16 protein-coding genes are annotated in these 16,914 nt (G+C 37.0%); 6 read left to right on the top strand and 10 right to left on the bottom strand.

Features of this window, described 5'->3' with window-relative positions; all coding sequences use genetic code 11:
* Window positions 1–5: 5 nt before the first annotated feature.
* The gene (locus HYG87_RS06245) at window positions 6–1,367 is read left to right on the top strand and encodes a magnesium transporter (RefSeq protein WP_394357450.1); all 1,362 of its coding nucleotides are present in this window, start codon (window positions 6–8) and stop codon (window positions 1,365–1,367) included.
* Between the two features lie 7 nt (window positions 1,368–1,374).
* On the opposite strand, the gene HYG87_RS06240 is transcribed toward HYG87_RS06245, so the two are convergent.
* The gene (locus tag HYG87_RS06240) at window positions 1,375–2,349 is read right to left on the bottom strand and encodes a hypothetical protein (RefSeq protein WP_211532344.1); all 975 of its coding nucleotides are present in this window, start codon (window positions 2,347–2,349) and stop codon (window positions 1,375–1,377) included.
* 20 nt (window positions 2,350–2,369) lie between these two features.
* Entirely contained in the window at window positions 2,370–3,317 is a 948-nt protein-coding gene (locus HYG87_RS06235) for a hypothetical protein (protein WP_211532343.1), read from the bottom strand.
* A gap of 455 nt (window positions 3,318–3,772) precedes the next feature.
* Here HYG87_RS06235 and HYG87_RS06230 point away from each other — a divergent pair, with 455 nt between their 5' ends.
* Genes HYG87_RS06230 through amrS form a run of 4 tightly spaced genes read left to right on the top strand, consistent with a single transcriptional unit; the run spans window position 3,773 to window position 6,695 of the window.
* Window positions 3,773–4,171 (top strand): Zn-ribbon domain-containing OB-fold protein, encoded by a 399-nt coding sequence (locus HYG87_RS06230; protein ID WP_211532342.1) that lies wholly within the window; start codon window positions 3,773–3,775, stop codon window positions 4,169–4,171.
* Entirely contained in the window at window positions 4,143–4,586 is a 444-nt protein-coding gene (gene cfbA, locus HYG87_RS06225) for a sirohydrochlorin nickelochelatase (protein WP_211532341.1), read from the top strand. Before HYG87_RS06230 ends, cfbA begins: the two co-directional genes overlap by 29 nt.
* 38 nt (window positions 4,587–4,624) lie before the next feature.
* Window positions 4,625–5,686, top strand: a complete 1,062-nt coding sequence (gene thiL, locus HYG87_RS06220) for a thiamine-phosphate kinase (protein WP_211532340.1) — start codon at window positions 4,625–4,627, stop codon at window positions 5,684–5,686.
* A gap of 1 nt (window position 5,687) precedes the next feature.
* A complete protein-coding gene (amrS, locus tag HYG87_RS06215) occupies window positions 5,688–6,695 on the top strand; it encodes an AmmeMemoRadiSam system radical SAM enzyme (RefSeq protein WP_211532339.1) in 1,008 nt (335 codons plus the stop codon).
* 15 nt (window positions 6,696–6,710) lie between these two features.
* Here the strand turns inward: amrS and HYG87_RS06210 are convergent, their stop codons facing one another.
* Both HYG87_RS06210 and purE read right to left on the bottom strand, forming a co-directional pair.
* Window positions 6,711–7,991, bottom strand: a complete 1,281-nt coding sequence (locus tag HYG87_RS06210) for a UbiD family decarboxylase (RefSeq protein WP_211532338.1) — start codon at window positions 7,989–7,991, stop codon at window positions 6,711–6,713.
* A gap of 492 nt (window positions 7,992–8,483) precedes the next feature.
* Window positions 8,484–9,494: a 5-(carboxyamino)imidazole ribonucleotide mutase gene (gene purE / locus HYG87_RS06205; RefSeq protein ID WP_211532337.1), complete on the bottom strand. Its 1,011-nt coding sequence runs from the start codon at window positions 9,492–9,494 to the stop codon at window positions 8,484–8,486.
* A gap of 230 nt (window positions 9,495–9,724) precedes the next feature.
* Between purE and HYG87_RS06200 the strand changes: the two genes are divergently transcribed.
* Window positions 9,725–11,449, top strand: a complete 1,725-nt coding sequence (locus HYG87_RS06200) for a glycosyltransferase (protein WP_211532336.1) — start codon at window positions 9,725–9,727, stop codon at window positions 11,447–11,449.
* On the opposite strand, the gene mmp11 is transcribed toward HYG87_RS06200, so the two are convergent.
* The 6 genes from mmp11 to HYG87_RS06170 all read right to left on the bottom strand — a co-directional run bounded on the left by mmp11 (window position 11,446) and on the right by HYG87_RS06170 (window position 16,876).
* Window positions 11,446–12,378, bottom strand: coding sequence for a methanogenesis marker protein 11 (mmp11, locus tag HYG87_RS06195; RefSeq protein WP_211532335.1), 933 nt, complete (start codon window positions 12,376–12,378; stop codon window positions 11,446–11,448). The genes HYG87_RS06200 and mmp11 overlap by 4 nt on opposite strands.
* A gap of 53 nt (window positions 12,379–12,431) precedes the next feature.
* A complete protein-coding gene (gene hisF, locus HYG87_RS06190; protein WP_211532334.1) occupies window positions 12,432–13,196 on the bottom strand; it encodes an imidazole glycerol phosphate synthase subunit HisF in 765 nt (254 codons plus the stop codon).
* A 277-nt stretch (window positions 13,197–13,473) separates the two neighbouring features.
* The gene (ribH, locus tag HYG87_RS06185) at window positions 13,474–13,884 is read right to left on the bottom strand and encodes a 6,7-dimethyl-8-ribityllumazine synthase (protein ID WP_211532333.1); all 411 of its coding nucleotides are present in this window, start codon (window positions 13,882–13,884) and stop codon (window positions 13,474–13,476) included.
* 126 nt (window positions 13,885–14,010) lie between these two features.
* Window positions 14,011–15,210 (bottom strand): cysteine desulfurase, encoded by a 1,200-nt coding sequence (locus HYG87_RS06180; protein ID WP_211532332.1) that lies wholly within the window; start codon window positions 15,208–15,210, stop codon window positions 14,011–14,013.
* Window positions 15,211–15,365: 155 nt separating this feature from the next.
* Window positions 15,366–16,358 (bottom strand): isocitrate/isopropylmalate family dehydrogenase, encoded by a 993-nt coding sequence (locus HYG87_RS06175; RefSeq protein WP_211532331.1) that lies wholly within the window; start codon window positions 16,356–16,358, stop codon window positions 15,366–15,368.
* Window positions 16,359–16,390: 32 nt separating this feature from the next.
* Window positions 16,391–16,876: a 3-isopropylmalate dehydratase small subunit gene (locus HYG87_RS06170; RefSeq protein ID WP_211532330.1), complete on the bottom strand. Its 486-nt coding sequence runs from the start codon at window positions 16,874–16,876 to the stop codon at window positions 16,391–16,393.
* Between the last annotated feature and the right edge of the window lie 38 nt (window positions 16,877–16,914).

The following is a 16,914-nucleotide window of genomic DNA, read 5'->3' as shown; positions in this document are numbered from 1 at the left end:
AGTTGGTGATCCATTTGAGGAGCATAGAACGATTTTTACTAAAGATCAAAGAATTCATGGAAATTATACTGACTCTTATAGTCAAAATAGTTATAATAATGTCCCGGAGTTTAATAAAACTATTTTCAATTCCATTGGCAGTGTTTAAAAAGCTTTCTATTTTTTATAATGATATTAAAAGAGTGCTGGGTGAAAGTTTTGTAGCAATTTTCATCAGCATTTTCGGGGGCATTATTGCCGGGGTTTTCCTGAGTATGATGACCGAGCAACTGGAAGCATTTCCCGGATTACTGGTACTCATACCCGGTGCTATTGGTATGCGGGGTAATATTTTCGGGGCTCTGGGTTCCAGACTGGCATCTAACTTACATATTGGTACGCTATCACCGGAACTAAAAAAATCCCATGTTTTAAATTACAACATAGCCGCTTCCTTAATTTTAACCATCTTAATGTCCATATTTCTAGCTTTCATGGCTAAGGGACTTTGTATTTTGCTGGGATTTGAATCCATGAATATTATCGATTTTACGGTGATATCTGTTTTAGGAGGTATATTCTCCAGCATGATTTTATTACCTCTTACTGCTCTTATTTCCCTAAAAAGTTATGAAAATGGTTGGGATCCAGATAACGTAACCACTCCTCTTATAACCACCGCCGGGGATATTTTCACCATACCTTCCCTCTTTTTAGGAGTTTGGATCATGCTTTTAATCCAGAACACCTTACTAGAATTCATTTTATTCGCCTTTTTCATTTTAATGGGCCTGGCCGGCTTGTTTATTGGTATTAGAGGGGAAGCTGATTTAAAGAAAATTGTAAAGCAAAGTGTCCCTACCTTGTTGATATGTTCTTTATTAGGTACCACCGCCGGTACCATTTTAAATAGCCGCCTGGGAATCATTCTTAATAATCCCAGTATTTTAGCCTTGGTACCTCTCTTTTCAGACCAGGGAGGAAATCTTACCAGTATATTAGGGGCTCGTTTATCTTCTGGTTTGCACTCTGGGTATATAGAAGCAAACATAAAACCAGCTGAAGAAGCAATTAGAAATTTCGGGATTATAATTCTTCTGGCCATAATACTCTATCCCTTAATTGGACTGATGGCACATTTTGCCACCACTTTACTGGGGATCCCTTCTATAGGTTTGCAGGAAATGGTTACTATCAGTACCCTGGCTGGTATGTTTTTACTACCTTTAATTCTGTTATTTACCTTTTATTTAAGTATAGCCTCCCATAGAAATGGTCTGGATCCTGACAACATTGTGATACCATTAACCACTAGTTTAACAGATCCCCTGGCTAATACCTGCCTGGTGCTGGTGGTTGTTACTATTCTGGGTAATATGGTTTATTAATACTAATTTAATTTTTTATTCCGGCTTTTAATACAAAATTACAGGGCTGAATTTTGAAAAATTCTGATTTTAATTCTTTTAAAGGAGTATCTATAGGTACTTCCACCACCATTATTTCAAAACTACCTGAAAATCCTTTTTTTAAATTTATATGCAGGAAAAAAACTTCATAATCCATATTATTTGATAGAGATTTTATATCTCCATCCAGTTTAAGGGGATTATTTGTAAATTCCCTCCTATTATTAGATTTATTGCAGGATTGATCCATTATCCACTGAAATTGTGCTGCATTACTGGTGCTGATTAGATAATAACTGTGATTTTTCATTTGGGACCTGTTTATTCTAAAATTACGACATATCCAGTATTCTTCACCATTTTCTATCCCATGATCCAGCTGGTGGCACTTTTCTAAAAAAATGGATTCTGAATTTAATGAATCCGGTCTGATATTTAGATAAAGCAAGCACCCCTGACTTCTATAATCACATAAAACACTCCGATTTACCACCACCACTTCATTACTTACTGATAGATGAGGACTATCATATATTACCAGGGGATCTAAGGTTTTATCCAGAGGATAAATTATCATGCTGCAATCCACATAACCTGGGAAAAAATTTCCAGGGATTATCTTTTCATAATCTTTTTTTAACTTTAATATCTTCTTATAGGATAATAAATGCCCCTTAGGAGGGGAATGATCATTATCTAAGCTGGATAAACCGGGGTATTTAATTTCACCCTCATTTAGTTCTTCCCAGTTATCTGGAGATCCCGGGCTTTTAATCAAAATATCTGCTCCTTCATGGGCTAATCTCTCCAGAGAATTACGTGAACCATAATTCTGCATCTTATAGCTGATCGTATCCACTATTTCTGCTGATAAGCCCAATATTATACTTACTACTATTAGGGCCAGTAGCAGGTCAGTTGAAAAAATAAATCCTCTATTTTCACGGACTATATTTGACATAAAATACCTCATTTTCAGGATTATGGAATTCCATACTTACTACGATGAGCACTATCCAAAAATAATCCATAATCAAACCCTAAAAATTTTAAAGGAATGTATTCTCCGGGATAAATATCATCACTGAATATAACATGGTCAATGGATGAAATAGCACTTAAAGGAAGGGAATCATTTAAAGAAGGGACCAAAATAAATACTTCAAGTCCAGGATGGATGCAAACCGCTTTTCCTTCTAAACGACATAAATAACATGCTCCATCAGCACTGTAATGATAAAATCCATTATTTATACAGCTATTCCTGGTATTTTCATCTCCATGGATAATATATGATTCATAAGGACATTTATGAATTAGAAGGGGGGCTGAGGCATTGGTATAATAACTGGAATTGGCTTCGCCCTGATTCTGAAGATATTCACTTAACAAAGTATCATATAAAATACGGTTTTCAGTGTATTTTAAATCTCCATAAACCCCACATTTTATAAAGGGAAGGGGATCAACCAGCTGGGTTATGGGAACCTGATTAGACACCTTTTCTTCATGATAAAACTCTTTTTGACTTAAAAATAGGGTGGAATTAACTTCCACATACCAGGGATCCTTACCAGGGTGCACCGAGTTAATGGTACATTTAATTTCCAGATCACTTTGAAGTTCATGGTTGGAGGTAAATTTATTTATTCGGGATTGTAATTCATCTTTTATATACCGGGGGCTATTTGAATAAGGCAAATTATTAATTTTTACTTCTTCTCCGGTTTCATTCAACACTTCTAAGGCTAAAAGGGGAATATTTCTCTGGAGGTCCTGGGAGGCATAATATATTTTATCTGATTGAATGGTCTGCTCTTTAATATCATTTCCCATACTAAATATATTTAACAAGCAAATTGATAGCACCATAGCGGGTACCATAAGTAAAAGCGATAATCCACTTATTATATATCCTTTTTGATCCATTATTTCACCTGGAATTTCCAATTATTTTAATAATTTATTACTAATTAAGTAATACACATATAAAAATATTACTATATTTAATAAATTTATTAAAAAATAATTATAATTTTAATATTTTTTAAATCCTCTTCAAACATAAAAAACAAAATAAATAGTTAATAACTCTTTAAATTATTCAGCTATCTTATTGAGGCTTATTTTCTTTAAATTGCTAAAAAATATTACTATATGGTGGATTAATTACCCGCAGTGGCTTAATATCCTTCTGGATGTAATATAACCAAAGGCTTTAATTACCATGAATTCAAAAATAAAATGAAATAGGATTTTACTTGATATTTGGCTAATACCCCCTATTAATATAAATATTTACTAAAAATTAATAAACCAATCATAACAATAGTAGTATTTCTGATAGATACAACTGTTTTTAAATCACATAACGGAGGAATTAAATGACAGAGACCGTTAGAACATGGCGTCATATTCCACAACGCTACAACCTCATAGGATCTAAATGTTTACAATGCAATAAGGTATTCTTCCCCCTGCGTATAGTCTGCCCGGAATGCAGGAGAAAGGGAAAACTGGAAAACATAAAATTATCTGGCAAGGGAAAAGTATATTCTTATTCTGTAATTAATACACCTACTGATGAATTTAAAGAAATAGCACCCTATGCGGTAGCTATTGTTGAATTAGATGAAGGAGCTAAAGTAACTACTCAAATTGTTGACTGTGGACCTGAAGATATTCAAATTGGGGATGAAGTAGAGATGGTATTTAGAAAAATTAGAGAACAAGGCGATGATGGAGTGATTTCATATGGATTCAAATTCAAGCTCAAAAAATAAGATAGGGGTAGTACTGGTAGGACATGGAAGCCGACTTCCCTATGGAAAAGAAGTAATCAATCAACTGGCAGAAAAATATAAAAAAGAAGAAAATTATCTGGTAAGTGTAGGCTTTATGGAAATGACCACACCCACTATTCCTACTGCGGTAAATGAATTGGCCCGGCAGGGAGTAGAAAAAATAATAGTCACTCCTGTATTTTTAGCCCATGGAGTACATACCAAAAAGGACATACCTCATATTCTGGGACTGGATAATGGCCATGAGACTGGCCACTCCCATAGCCATAAACACAAGCACCATGAAGATGATGAAGAGATTGATTTTTCCGGGGAGATCATATATACCGAACCATTAGGTGCAGATCCCCGGGTGGTTGAAATTATTAAGGATAGGGTTAACCATTCCTTATAATTTTTTTTATTATTTTTATTAATTCCTTAGGCTGAATAATGCCCTCTAAAAAACATATTATTTCTGATCTGGGCGAAAAAAAGCTCATCCATCGAATCATAAAAAAAACACACAATCTTCAACAGGACTATTATTCTAAGCATCCTCTAATTAAAAAAAGCTTAGGAGATGACGCTGCTTTAATGGATCTATCCGAAATAGGACCTTCTAAAAATTTTTTAGTGGTTAGTTCGGACATGTTACTGGCCAAAACACATTTCCCCTCCCAGATGAGTCCCCGAGAAAGGGGATGGAAAATAGTAACGGTTAATGTGAGTGATATATCTGCCATGGGGGCCATTCCCCAGGGACTTATTTTATCTATAGGGTTGCCAGGGGACATGGAAATCAGACAATTTGATGAATTGATGGACGGAGTTCTGGAAGCCTGCAACTATTACCACATACCCCTCCTTGGAGGTGATACCAATGAATCATCTCAAATGGTTCTTTCTGGAACTATTATTGGATCGGTGGAAAAATCAAAGGCACTGATGAAAAGTGGGGCCAGGCCTGGAGATATAGTAGCAGTATCTGGTGATTTAGGATTAGCAGCCGCTGGATTTGAAATATTATTATCTTCTACCCTGGATCAGGATAAAATTAAATCAATTTTGCCGGAAAAAATTATTAAAAAAGTCATACAAAAAGCCCTGAAACCACAAGCTAAAATTAAAGAAGGGATTATTGCAGCACAATCTGGTAATGTTACCGCTCTTACAGATATTACAGATGGCCTGGCCAGTGAACTGGAAGAAATATTGAAGGCCAGCGATTTACCACTGGGTATCAGGATATATGAAGATAAAATACCCCTACCAGACGAAGTAAAAAAAATCGGGGAATTTTTCTCTAAAAAACCATTAGACATGGCTTTACATTATGGTGAAGATTTCGAATTATTATTTTGTATTAAAAAAGATGCTTTAGCTTCCCTAAAAGATAAAATTAAGCTTATGGTGGTGGGTGAAGTAACTTCTACTGGAAACATGGAAATAGTAGATAAGAAGGGAAATATAAATATACTACCACCAGGAGGCTACCAGCACCTGGAGGGTTAGTATGAAAATGGAAGCTCTACTTTATGAAAAAAAAGAATACTCAGTCCACTGTAAAGTATGCCAGCGCAGATGTTCCATCTCCACTGGTAAAAGAGGATATTGTTTAACCCGGGAGAACATTGAAGGGACTTTATACACTTTAAACTATGCTGCAGCATCATCCCTGGCAGTTGACCCTATTGAAAAAAAACCTCTATTTCATTTTTATCCCGGATCCCGTGTTTATTCCCTGGGGACAGTAGGCTGCAATTTTAGTTGTAAGTACTGCCAAAACTGGAGCATATCTCAGGCCCGTATTGATTCTTTTAAAACTAAATATGTCTCCCCTGAAAATGCGGTAGCTACTGCCAAAACTTACAACTGTAAATCCATCGCCTGGACCTATAACGAACCAACCATGTGGCTGGAATACACCATAGATTCTGCCAAATTAGCTCATAAAAATAATTTAAAGACTATATATGTTACCAATGGCTATATGACACCTGAAGCTCTGGAATTAATTGGGCCCCACCTGGATGCGGCTAATATAGACTTAAAAGGAATGTCAGATAAATTTTACCAGGAACTATGCCAGGCCCGTCTGGACCCTGTACTGGAAAATATTATTGCCATGTATGATCAAGGCATACATCTGGAGATTACTAACCTTATAATTCCCGGTTATAATGATTCGGATAAGAACATATCTGATCTGGTGAATTTTTTGACTCAAGAAGTTGGAAAGGAGGTTCCCCTGCATTTTACCCGGTTTATGCCCCACTATAAAATGGATAAGGTACCTCCTACCCCTTTAGAAATTTTACTCAAAGCCCGTAAAATCGCTCAAGATGCAGGATTAAAGTATGTTTATGTGGGCAATGTTCCAGGTATTAATGGTGAAAATACCTGTTGCTGGAATTGTGGGGAACTACTTTTAGAAAGAAATGGATATGGCATTGGAATAAATAAGCTGAAAAAAACAAATAAATGTCCAGAATGTGGTTATAAAATAGATATAATAAATTAATAAGATAAAGAAGTTCTATTCAGATAAACTAACCCTTTCAAATTTCTTTAACTTATCTATTGGTTTGGTGGCATCCACTCCCACCTTGGTGGTGGTACCATCTGGAAGTGCGGCGGGATCAAGGGACGATCCTCTTGCTTTAGGCACAATTAAAATATCATCATCAGCTTTAACTCTGGTGGCCATAGCATACTCCAGATCTTCAGGATTGAAGATATCTACATCTTCATCAACAACAACCACATGTTTTAAAGAAGGATGGGCTGCCAAAGCTGCCATAATGACATTTTTACCATCACCCTGAGTTTGTTTTTTTATTGATACTGCTGCATGAAGCCAGCAGCATCCTCCTTCAGTCAAAACCACATTTTTAACGGTGGGCACTGTGTTTTGAACCGCATTATAAATACGGGGTTCCTGGGGAAGTCCCTGTAATAAACGGTGTTCAAAACCAGCAGGGAATATGGCATGATACAGGGCATCATTTTTAATATGCATTTTTTCCAGTTCTATAACCGGTTCTTGACGAATAATGTCATAAGTATCAGTTAAATCAACAAAAGGCCCTTCATTAGCCCTTTCATTCGCCAATATTTTACCTTCCATTATTATTTCTGCTTCTGGAACTTCCAGATCCACAGTTTCACACTGCAAGAGCTTCATGTCTCCCCCATGAAAACTGTTGGCCACTTCCATTTCATCAGCAGTTATGGGGATAGAGGTGGTGGTGGCCAGAAGAGTGGCGGGATTCATTCCAATGGCTATGGCAATTTCCAGGTCTTCTCCCTGCTCTTCTGCCTGCTGATAATAAGTATACAGATGCCGGGGTACAATTCTCACTGTAAGATTATTATTGTCCAGGACCAGCATCCTATGTATGGATGCATTACCTGTTCCATTTTCAGGATTTCGGGCTATTATAACTCCTGAAGTGATATATGGTCCTCCATCACGCTTGTAATGAGTTAATATAGGTAGTTTGCTTAAATCAGCCTTAGAAGATGTGTATTCTTTTGATATTTTTTCAATATTGTGGATTGGATGAGGGTTTTCCATACCCTGTACTATTTTAGAAGTGATATCCCCCACTTCACAGTTTAAAGCCAGGGCTATTTTTTCCCGGGTATTACATATACCCGATACTACCGGTATAGAGGATTCTTTCAAGTTTTCCAGAATAACCACATCTTTAGGATGCTTTCTTAAAATTTCAGATGCTTCCAGATGGGTGGAAATTTCTTGATTTATTCTAATAAAGTCAAATTGTTCTTCTAGCTGATTTAAAAAGGTTTTCATATGCACCACCTTACCAAATAATTTTATAGTTTGATAAATGTCCTGTAGATAATAAAAAAACTTCACTTTCTGAATATATTAAGAGGAGTTATTAAATTATTCTCACTATTAACCCCTACTTTATGGATATCTATTTGAATTAATCTCTTTTAATTTCATCTGATTCCTATGGAGCACCACTAGCGGGTCAATGTAAATGCTAAATAAAAAATTCTTTATAGAAACTGCTTTTCAACTGAGCCTGGAAAAGATATGATTCTAAAATTGTGCACCTAAAATAGTTCTCTACTATTTATGGGCTTTTGAATAAAATAGTAACTATCCCCATCATAAGTTGATTCAATTGATGATGTATCCTCTAAAACAGATGAATCTACTAGCTATACAAAAAATTCTAAAAACTATCTGCTTATATTAACTTTAATTATAATAGTGGCTGCTTCTGGGGCTTTAATTCTTTATAAAAATAAGTAAAAAAAAAATAAAGGATGATTATTCTATCGCCTTATTTTTCAACCTTTTAACCCGGTTATCAAGCTCTTTATTACCAATGGCCAGCATTTCAGCAGCTAAAATAGCAGCATTTCCACCATTAGCCACTCCCACTGTACCAACCGGTACACCAGGAGGCATATTGACCATGGAAAGAAGAGAGTCAAGTCCACCCATCCTTAAAGGACAGGGTACTCCAATAACTGGTTTTTCACTTAAAGCCACCACCGCTCCTGTAACATGGGCTGAAAGACCGGTTATGGCAATAAATAGCTTAACATCCTTCATTCTTTCCATGTACTTTTCAAAACGTTCAGGATAGCGTATTGGTGAGATAACATTTAAATCATAGGTTATATCCATTCTATCCAAAAAATTCGTGGTTTTCTTGGCTACACTCATATCTGAATAGCTTCCTGGAATAACTGCTACCATCGGAGTATCTGTTGAAGCAGATTCCTCTGTAATCTTCACTTCCTCTTTTGAGGTGAAATCAATATCTGCGGGGAAATAGTAATTCCCTCCCATATTATTCAATAGTTGGTTTTCATCTCTTTCTACTTTACTATAGAAGCTTTCTCTTAACTGACTAAATCTTTTTCTGACTTCTTCGTCAGTTATACCTATTATCTGAGCAGCCAGAAGAGCACCATTTTCCCCACGGTCAACTCCTACTGTGGCTACCGGTGCGGGGAAAGGCATCTGTGAAGATGCAAAAAGGGCATCCAGCCCTCCTACCTTAACATCAACTGGAACCCCCACCACCGGGCGGTGAGTATTGGCGGCAATTATACCTGGAAGGTGAGCAGAAAGTCCTGCAATCCCTATAAAAACCTCTACTCCTTGGCGGGTAGATTCTAATACGATTTTTTTTACCTTTTCATGTGTTCTATGAGCAGAAGCTACTCTTAAATCATATGGTATTTTCAGCTGTTCTAAAATATCGAGTGCTTTTTCTGCAATATTATAATCAGAAGCACTGCCTAGAAGTATCATTACTTTAGGTTTCATGGTTTAGATTCACCTTATACATTTTTTAATATAAAAGAGATTTCATCTACTAAAAATTCTAGATATATTTATATATCTGGTATTATTTAAGTTAGTTACCAATCAATAGTCAAGGGAAATAAATTAATATTTTAAGTGGAATAAATTACTAGTAACTTACTTCTAAAAGCAAGAATTTTAAAATATTTAAATTTCAAGGAAGCTTTTATTTAATTATTTGAGGTGCAAAATTGTCCTGGTTTATATTGATTTTATTGTTTCTGATAACTTCATTAAAAAACAAAAAACCATCTGCAGAAATGACAGTATCAGTGGTCATTCCTGCATTTAATGAGAGTAAAACTGTAGCTAATGTGGTTAAGGCTGCTCTTTCCCTGGACTATGTTACTGAAGTAATAGTAGTTGATGATGGATCCCAGGACAACACCGGTGAGCTGGCAAAAAATGCAGGAGCTAAAGTTTTTTCTCATATGAGAAATCTAGGAAAAGGTTCTGCTATAAAAACTGGCTTTAAAGTTTCAAAAGGCGACATAATTGCATTTATTGACGCTGATCTGGAAAATATTTCTCCAAAACAGGTGGAAAAAATAATCCAGCCCATTTTAGAAGGAAAAGCAGATATTACCAAAACCAAGTTTAAAAGAAAAGCTGGAAGGGTGACAGAACTTACGGCCAAACCCCTTTTAAATTTTTTCTTTCCTGAAATCAAATTTGATCAACCTTTAAGTGGCCAATTTGCAGGTAAAAGAACATCTTTAAGCAAAATACGCTTTGAAGAAGACTATGGGGTTGATGTGGGTATAGTACTGGATGCTGATGTACAGGGTCTTAAAATAAAAGAAGTGGATATTGGCAGTATTCATCATGACATGTCAACCTTAACGGAACTCAATGTGGTGGCTAATGAAGTGGTACGCACTATTGTAGACCGGGCCCTGGAATATGGAAGGGTCACCATGATGGATTCGTTGGGAAGATATATCCGAATGGGTATTTTAGGCATTTCCCTGGCATCATTAGGTGTTTTTTCACTTTTCTTTATCAGACAGGTTCCCCCTGCTTTAGGAATTATTATAGGTCTGATTGGGGTGGTAATTGCTGCGTATTATATTGTAAAACTTATTAAAAGATCTTTAAATATTCTATGGAGAAAGGATGGCCGTACCCAGTCTTTAAAATCATTTACTTATATGCATTTTCCTATTCTGGTTTCCAGCCTTATACTGTTGGCCATGCTCTCCACTTTACTGGGAGCAGTTAGTGTGGATGAAGGGAAAATATCAATTGAACCTGCTTCCAGAAACCTTATAATCTGGAGAAATACCACTGATAACCGGACTTTTGATGTAAGGGGACCTTATACAGTGGATAGCGCCCTGGAAAATGAAGATACAATTATACGTTCCCCTAAAGAAGCTTTAGATACATTAGGACTCAAAAATGATGATAAATTATTTATTAATGGACAGGGCTATGTTCTAAAACAGCCCCGACCTGGAGAAGAGAATATTCTTCGAATCCCCCGGGAAGCCCGCTTAAACCTTAATGTAGAAATAAGAGAGACCATACCTGATGGAAATATACGCAAAGTATTTGATAATTTATATGTTCAAAAAGCTTTGACTCTGCAGGGAAATGTGTCTGAAAATTTAACCCTGGAAGAAGGTGTTATCATTAAGACCAACACTCAAAGTGCCAGAACAATTGATATTTACATGAATGGGGAAAAAATAACGTCTACCCGGGGTATACTCCGTAATGGCACCTACAATATATTCATTAATGAGGTGAGGGTTAGAACCATTACCTGGAATGAAGATAATCCCCAACTAACTTACTATGCCTACTGGGGCAGTCACGAATTAAGGGTAGAAATTTTAAACACAGTAAATTCAGACATGGAGTTTGCTACTTCCTCCCAGGGGAGGTTTTTGAATTTTTATTTTAATAATTAATAATAAACTTTAACTGCCTCTTCTACATCATCATACAGTCCTAAAGCAGCCAGAGCCCCAATTTTTCCCTGGGCTCCTGTAACTTCTATCAATTCTATATTTAGATTATCAGCCACATTTTCAGATTCTTCCACAGTAATCATTGATTTTTTAGCCTTTTCTGCATAAATTCTCAGATCTTGTGGAACCTGAATACCTTTTAGTACTGCTATGGCAGTTTTATCAGATAGAGTATTCCTTTTTAAGATTTCAACCGCTTTTTCAACCAGTTTTTCCTTTTCACCAGGATTTACTCCAAAAGTTAGAGCCACTGAAACACAGTTTTGGGTTTTATGGGGGTTATGTGGATACAACTGAATAATTACATGGTCCAAATAATGGAATCCCTGCTTAGCCAGCTCCATTCCCATATTATGGGCCATGGTCCAGGTAGCTCCTTCCTCTTTAGTATCAGTATCATCTACACCTATAACTACCTTTTCCATTCTAGGAGTTACCACCGCTGCTTTACCCAGCTTAGAGCCTCCTCCTACTTCATAAAGTTCTATTCTTTTTACTCCCTGGGCCATTCCCCGGCACATGGCAGCACCTACACCCGCACCAGCCAGACCAGCATGAACTACCTTTACCTCGTCTTTATCCACAGAAACTTCTTCAATACCGGCAGCATTAACACTGGCCTTTAATTCCAGGGGTGTTTTTCCTATTTTGGCCAGGAAAACATGTTTATTACCATCCCGAAATGAGGACAGGATTAAATCACTGCTGCGCTGGTATTGACTTACCACCCAGTGGGAACCAGATACACAGGGATGGTATTCTACAATCTCCACCAGATCCTTATCTACCAGGGTAAGCACTTTCTGGTAGGGGGCAATCCAGGGGTCATCGAATTTTTCTTTTAAATCTTTAGGGGTAAGTATCTCCATATAAAAATCTCCCAGAAATAATAATTTAAGGATTCCATTCAAATTAATAACTATTAAAGGGATATATCCAGCCCTTTATCCTTTAAATATTCCTTTAATTCACCGATACCTAATATACGGTAATGAAATACTGAAGCAGCAAGCAATATTTCCGCCCCGCCTTCAGTAACAGCATCATAAAAATCATTTAATTTACCTGCTCCTCCAGAGGCAATAACTGGAATTTTAACAGCATTAGATATAGCAGATGTAAATTCAAGATCATAACCGCCTTTAGTACCATCTCCATCCATACTGGTGGGCAAGATAACTCCTGCACCTAAAGTTTCACATTTCTTGGCCCATTCCACAGCATCCAGACCCACCGGCTTTTTACCTCCAGCCACCACCACTTCAAATCCTGATGGAAGACTACTATTACGAATACCATCAATAGCCACAGTTATCCTTTCAGGGCCGTATTTTTGAGAAGCTTCTTTTATAAGCTCTGGATTTTTTACCGCTGCACTATTTATGGACACCTTGTCAGCACCGGCTTTAAAAGTTAGTTCTATATCTTCTAAAGATGAAATTCCTCCCCCCACGGTTAAAGGAATATCTGTCACATCTGAAACACTTTTTACCCATTCAAGACGAGTTTTACGGTTTTCAAGAGTAGCAGAAATGTCCAGGATAGCCAGTTCATCTGCCCCTTCTTCCTGGTAGAAAATGGCATTTTCCACCGGATCTCCTGCATCTTTTAATTCCACAAAGTTTACTCCCTTTACCACCCGCCCGTCTTTCATATCCAGGCAGGGCATAATTTTTATGGTACTCATTTTTTAACCTTCTATAGTTTAATTAAATCATCAAATCAAACTTTAAAATCTAAATAAAAACATTATTTTTTATATTTATTATTTCCCTCTTTATAATTTAAATAACTGATTAGTCTATTCGGGATTAAATACTGGCACTAATCATAAATTCAAAAACTTAAAAAAAATTATTTTTTTTAGAAAAACAACAAAAGGGCAGGACATAAAATCAGAAAAAGGTTCTAAGGATAGACCGGAATAAAAAAATTAATTTAAAATAAAAAAATGGTTGTAGGGTTTACTTCAACCTTTCACACATTTTTACTGCAGCTTCTACAGCACGTTTACCGTATTCAACCCTCTGATGAGCTTCTAAACGAGTCATTCCAGGACCTGATATTCCTAAAGCCACTGGTTTATCATATTCCAGGGCTAAATCTGCTATTTTACGCGAAGCGTGCTGCACCACTATCTGATCATGGTCAGTTGAACCTTCAATAACGGCCCCAAGAGTTATTACTGCATCAATGTCTTCTTCCTTTAAAAGCTTTTTAATTGCCAGAGGCATATCAAAAACTCCTGGAACGGTTATTACTTTAGTAATCTCCGAATCTAAAAATTTAGCATGTTCTTTAGCCAGTTCAAGCATCATATGAGTTATATCATAATTAAATTCAGCTACAACTGCTCCTAATTTAAATTTAACCATAAATTTCCCTCCTTTAATTAGAGAATCCCTACTTCAGATATTATAAATAGAGAATAACTGCTCCAACACTGCTTACAACCATTAAAAATATGAAAATAAGTGCTATAATCTGTACTTTATCCATTTTTAATCTCCAAACGTTTTTGCTATTTCTTCCACCGTATCTGCTAGCACCTGGATTTCTTCCAAGGTATTGTAATAATGCAGTGAGGCACGCACAGTTCCTCCTTTTTCATAAGCACCAACATGCTTTATTGCAGGTATGGCACAGTGATAACCACTTCTCACACAGATTCCTTTAACTTCATCCAGTATTTTGGCCACGTCATGTGGATTCATATTATTAATGTTGAAGGATACTATACCATAAATGTTTTGGGGGTCACCATAACAGGTCACATTTTTCAATTCTACCAGAGAATCATAGAGTAAGCGGGTACTGCTTTTGCTATGCTTTTCAATTTTTTCCAGGCCTATCTTTTTAATATAATCTATAGATGCTCCTAAACCAATAAAACCAGCTATATTGGGAGTACCTGCTTCAAAACGAGCTGGAAATTCTTCTAACACATAACCACTTTCAGATACATCACTTACTGTACCTCCTCCCAGGATGGTTGATTCAAGATTAAGAGCTTCTTCAGGGTTGCAATACAGAAATCCTGTTCCTACCGGACCTAAAGTTCCTTTATGCCCGGGAAAAGCTACAAAATCTGCTTTCATTTTTTTTACATCGATTTTTATATGGCCTACTGACTGGGCGGCATCCACCATATAAAGGCTGCCTTTTTCTTCAGCAATTTTACCTATCTCCTCCACATCTTGCCGTGATCCCAGAGCATTGGAAACATGGGTGAGGGTTATAAGCCGGGTAGTATGGTCCACTGCATCTTCAATCTTCGAAGGATCCAGAATACCATCTGCATCAGCTTTAACTACTCTTACATCCACTCCCTTTTTTTTAAGATTCAACCAGGGAAGGAAATTGGAGTGATGTTCAATATTTGGTACTACCAGAGAGTCTCCTTTTTTAAATGAAAGCCCCTGGGCCACAATATTTATGGCTTCGGTGGTATTCTTGGTAAAAACAACTTCCTCCGGGAGAGCATTTATAAATCCCGCCACTTTCCCCCGGGACTCTGCCATTTTTTGGGTGGCTTTAACTGCCATGGAGTACGCTCCCCGTCCAGTATTAGCATTATATTTATAAAAGTAATCACACATTGCCTCCACTACGGGTATGGGTGTGGGCGTGGTACTGGCTGCGTCTAAATATATTAAATCTTCCAATAAGGGAATATCCTGACGTACATCTGCAGTTTCCATATTTTTTACCTACAATTTATTATTTCATACTTAATTAACTCATTAATTAAATAATGTTCATGGAATATAAATATCCTGCTTTTAAACAAATTAAAATGAATATCAATGGATTTTAAAGTTAAGCTAAAAAAGAGAAAATAAAGGGTTTTAAAAAATTAAGAGAGGGACTCCAATTTTTTTCTCACCTCAGCTGCCATTTCCATGGTAGAAGCAGTTCCACCTAAATCACCAGTTACCACTTTTCCTTCAGCCAGCACATCAATTAGAGCTTTTTCCATTTTACGTGCTTCATCATGTTCTTCCAAATAATCAAGCATTAAAACTGCAGAAAGCATCATGGCTGCCGGGTTAGCAGTTCCCTTACCTGCGTGGCGTGGTGCTGATCCGTGTACTGGTTCGAATAGTCCTTGTTTGTCTCCTATGTTGGCTGATGGTATTAGTCCCAGTCCTCCTACCAGTCCGGCTCCCTCATCTGAGAGTATGTCTCCAAAGAGGTTGGTGGTAACCAGTACGTCGAATATTTGTGGTTTGGTTAAAAAGTACATGGCGGTGGCATCCACATAGAAGTCTTCTTTTTCCAAATCAGGGTATTCTTCTCCTACTTTGTAGAAACTATCTTTGAATACACCGTCTGTTTTTTTAAGAACATTGGCTTTGTGTACCGCGGTTACTTTTTTTCGCCCGGTTTTTTTAGCATAATCAAAGGCAAACCGGGATATCCTCTCTGAAGCCCGACGAGTAATAACCCTCTTGGCCACAGCACCCTCCTCAGTATACTCCTCTAATCCGATGTACATTCCTTCTGTATTTTCCCTCACAATAACAAAGTCCAGATCATCAAAAACACTTTTGGTACCGGGATAAGATTTCACTGGTCTTAAATTAACATATAAATCCAGCTCTTGCCTCATCTTAACAATTACATCTGCTGCTGATTCTCCTGCAGCTCCAAAAAGACATGCCTGTGAATTTCTAACGATATCGATGGTTTCCGGAGGTAAAGCTATGCCACTAATTTCTTCATATTCATCTCCGGCGTCAGCATAGACATAATCAAATTCCAGATTTAAAGCTTCCATTACATGGAGGGTAGCCTCCATTACTTCTTTTCCAATTCCATCTCCAGGTATAACTGATATTTTATACATATAAACTCACCTTTTAAATCAAATAATCTAAACTAGTCCATCTTTTCCTTAACATAGGGGATTAATCCACCTTTTTCCAGAATTTCAAGCATAAACTCTGGCAACTTCTGGAAGGGATATTCTTCTTTAGAATTTATTTTTCGAATAACACCTTTTTCCATATCAATTTCTATTTCGTCTCCATTTTCCAGATGTTTTGATATTCCAGGAGCCTCCAGGAGGGGTAAACCCACATTTATAGAGTTCCGGTAGAAAATCCGGGCAAATGATTCGGCAATGACGGCGGATATCCCTGCCCCGATAAGAGCCAGCGGAGCGTGTTCCCGGGATGAACCGCATCCAAAATTCTTACCGCCTAATATAACATCTCCCTTATTAACTTTTTTATTAAATTCAGGATCTAAACCTTCCATTACATGTTCAGCCAGTTCTTCAGGGTCTCTCATAACCAGGTAGCGCCCTGGAATTATGATGTCTGTATCAATGTCATCTCCAAACTTCCATACTTTCCCTTTCATAATTAACACCTTTATTATTTTAACATACTCCTATTCAA

Source organism: Methanobacterium alkalithermotolerans (genome assembly GCF_018141185.1).
Lineage (GTDB): Archaea > Methanobacteriota > Methanobacteria > Methanobacteriales > Methanobacteriaceae > Methanobacterium_F > Methanobacterium_F alkalithermotolerans.
The sequence above is the reverse complement of the archived record's forward strand: the minus strand, read 5'-3'. Positions and strand labels throughout refer to the sequence as shown.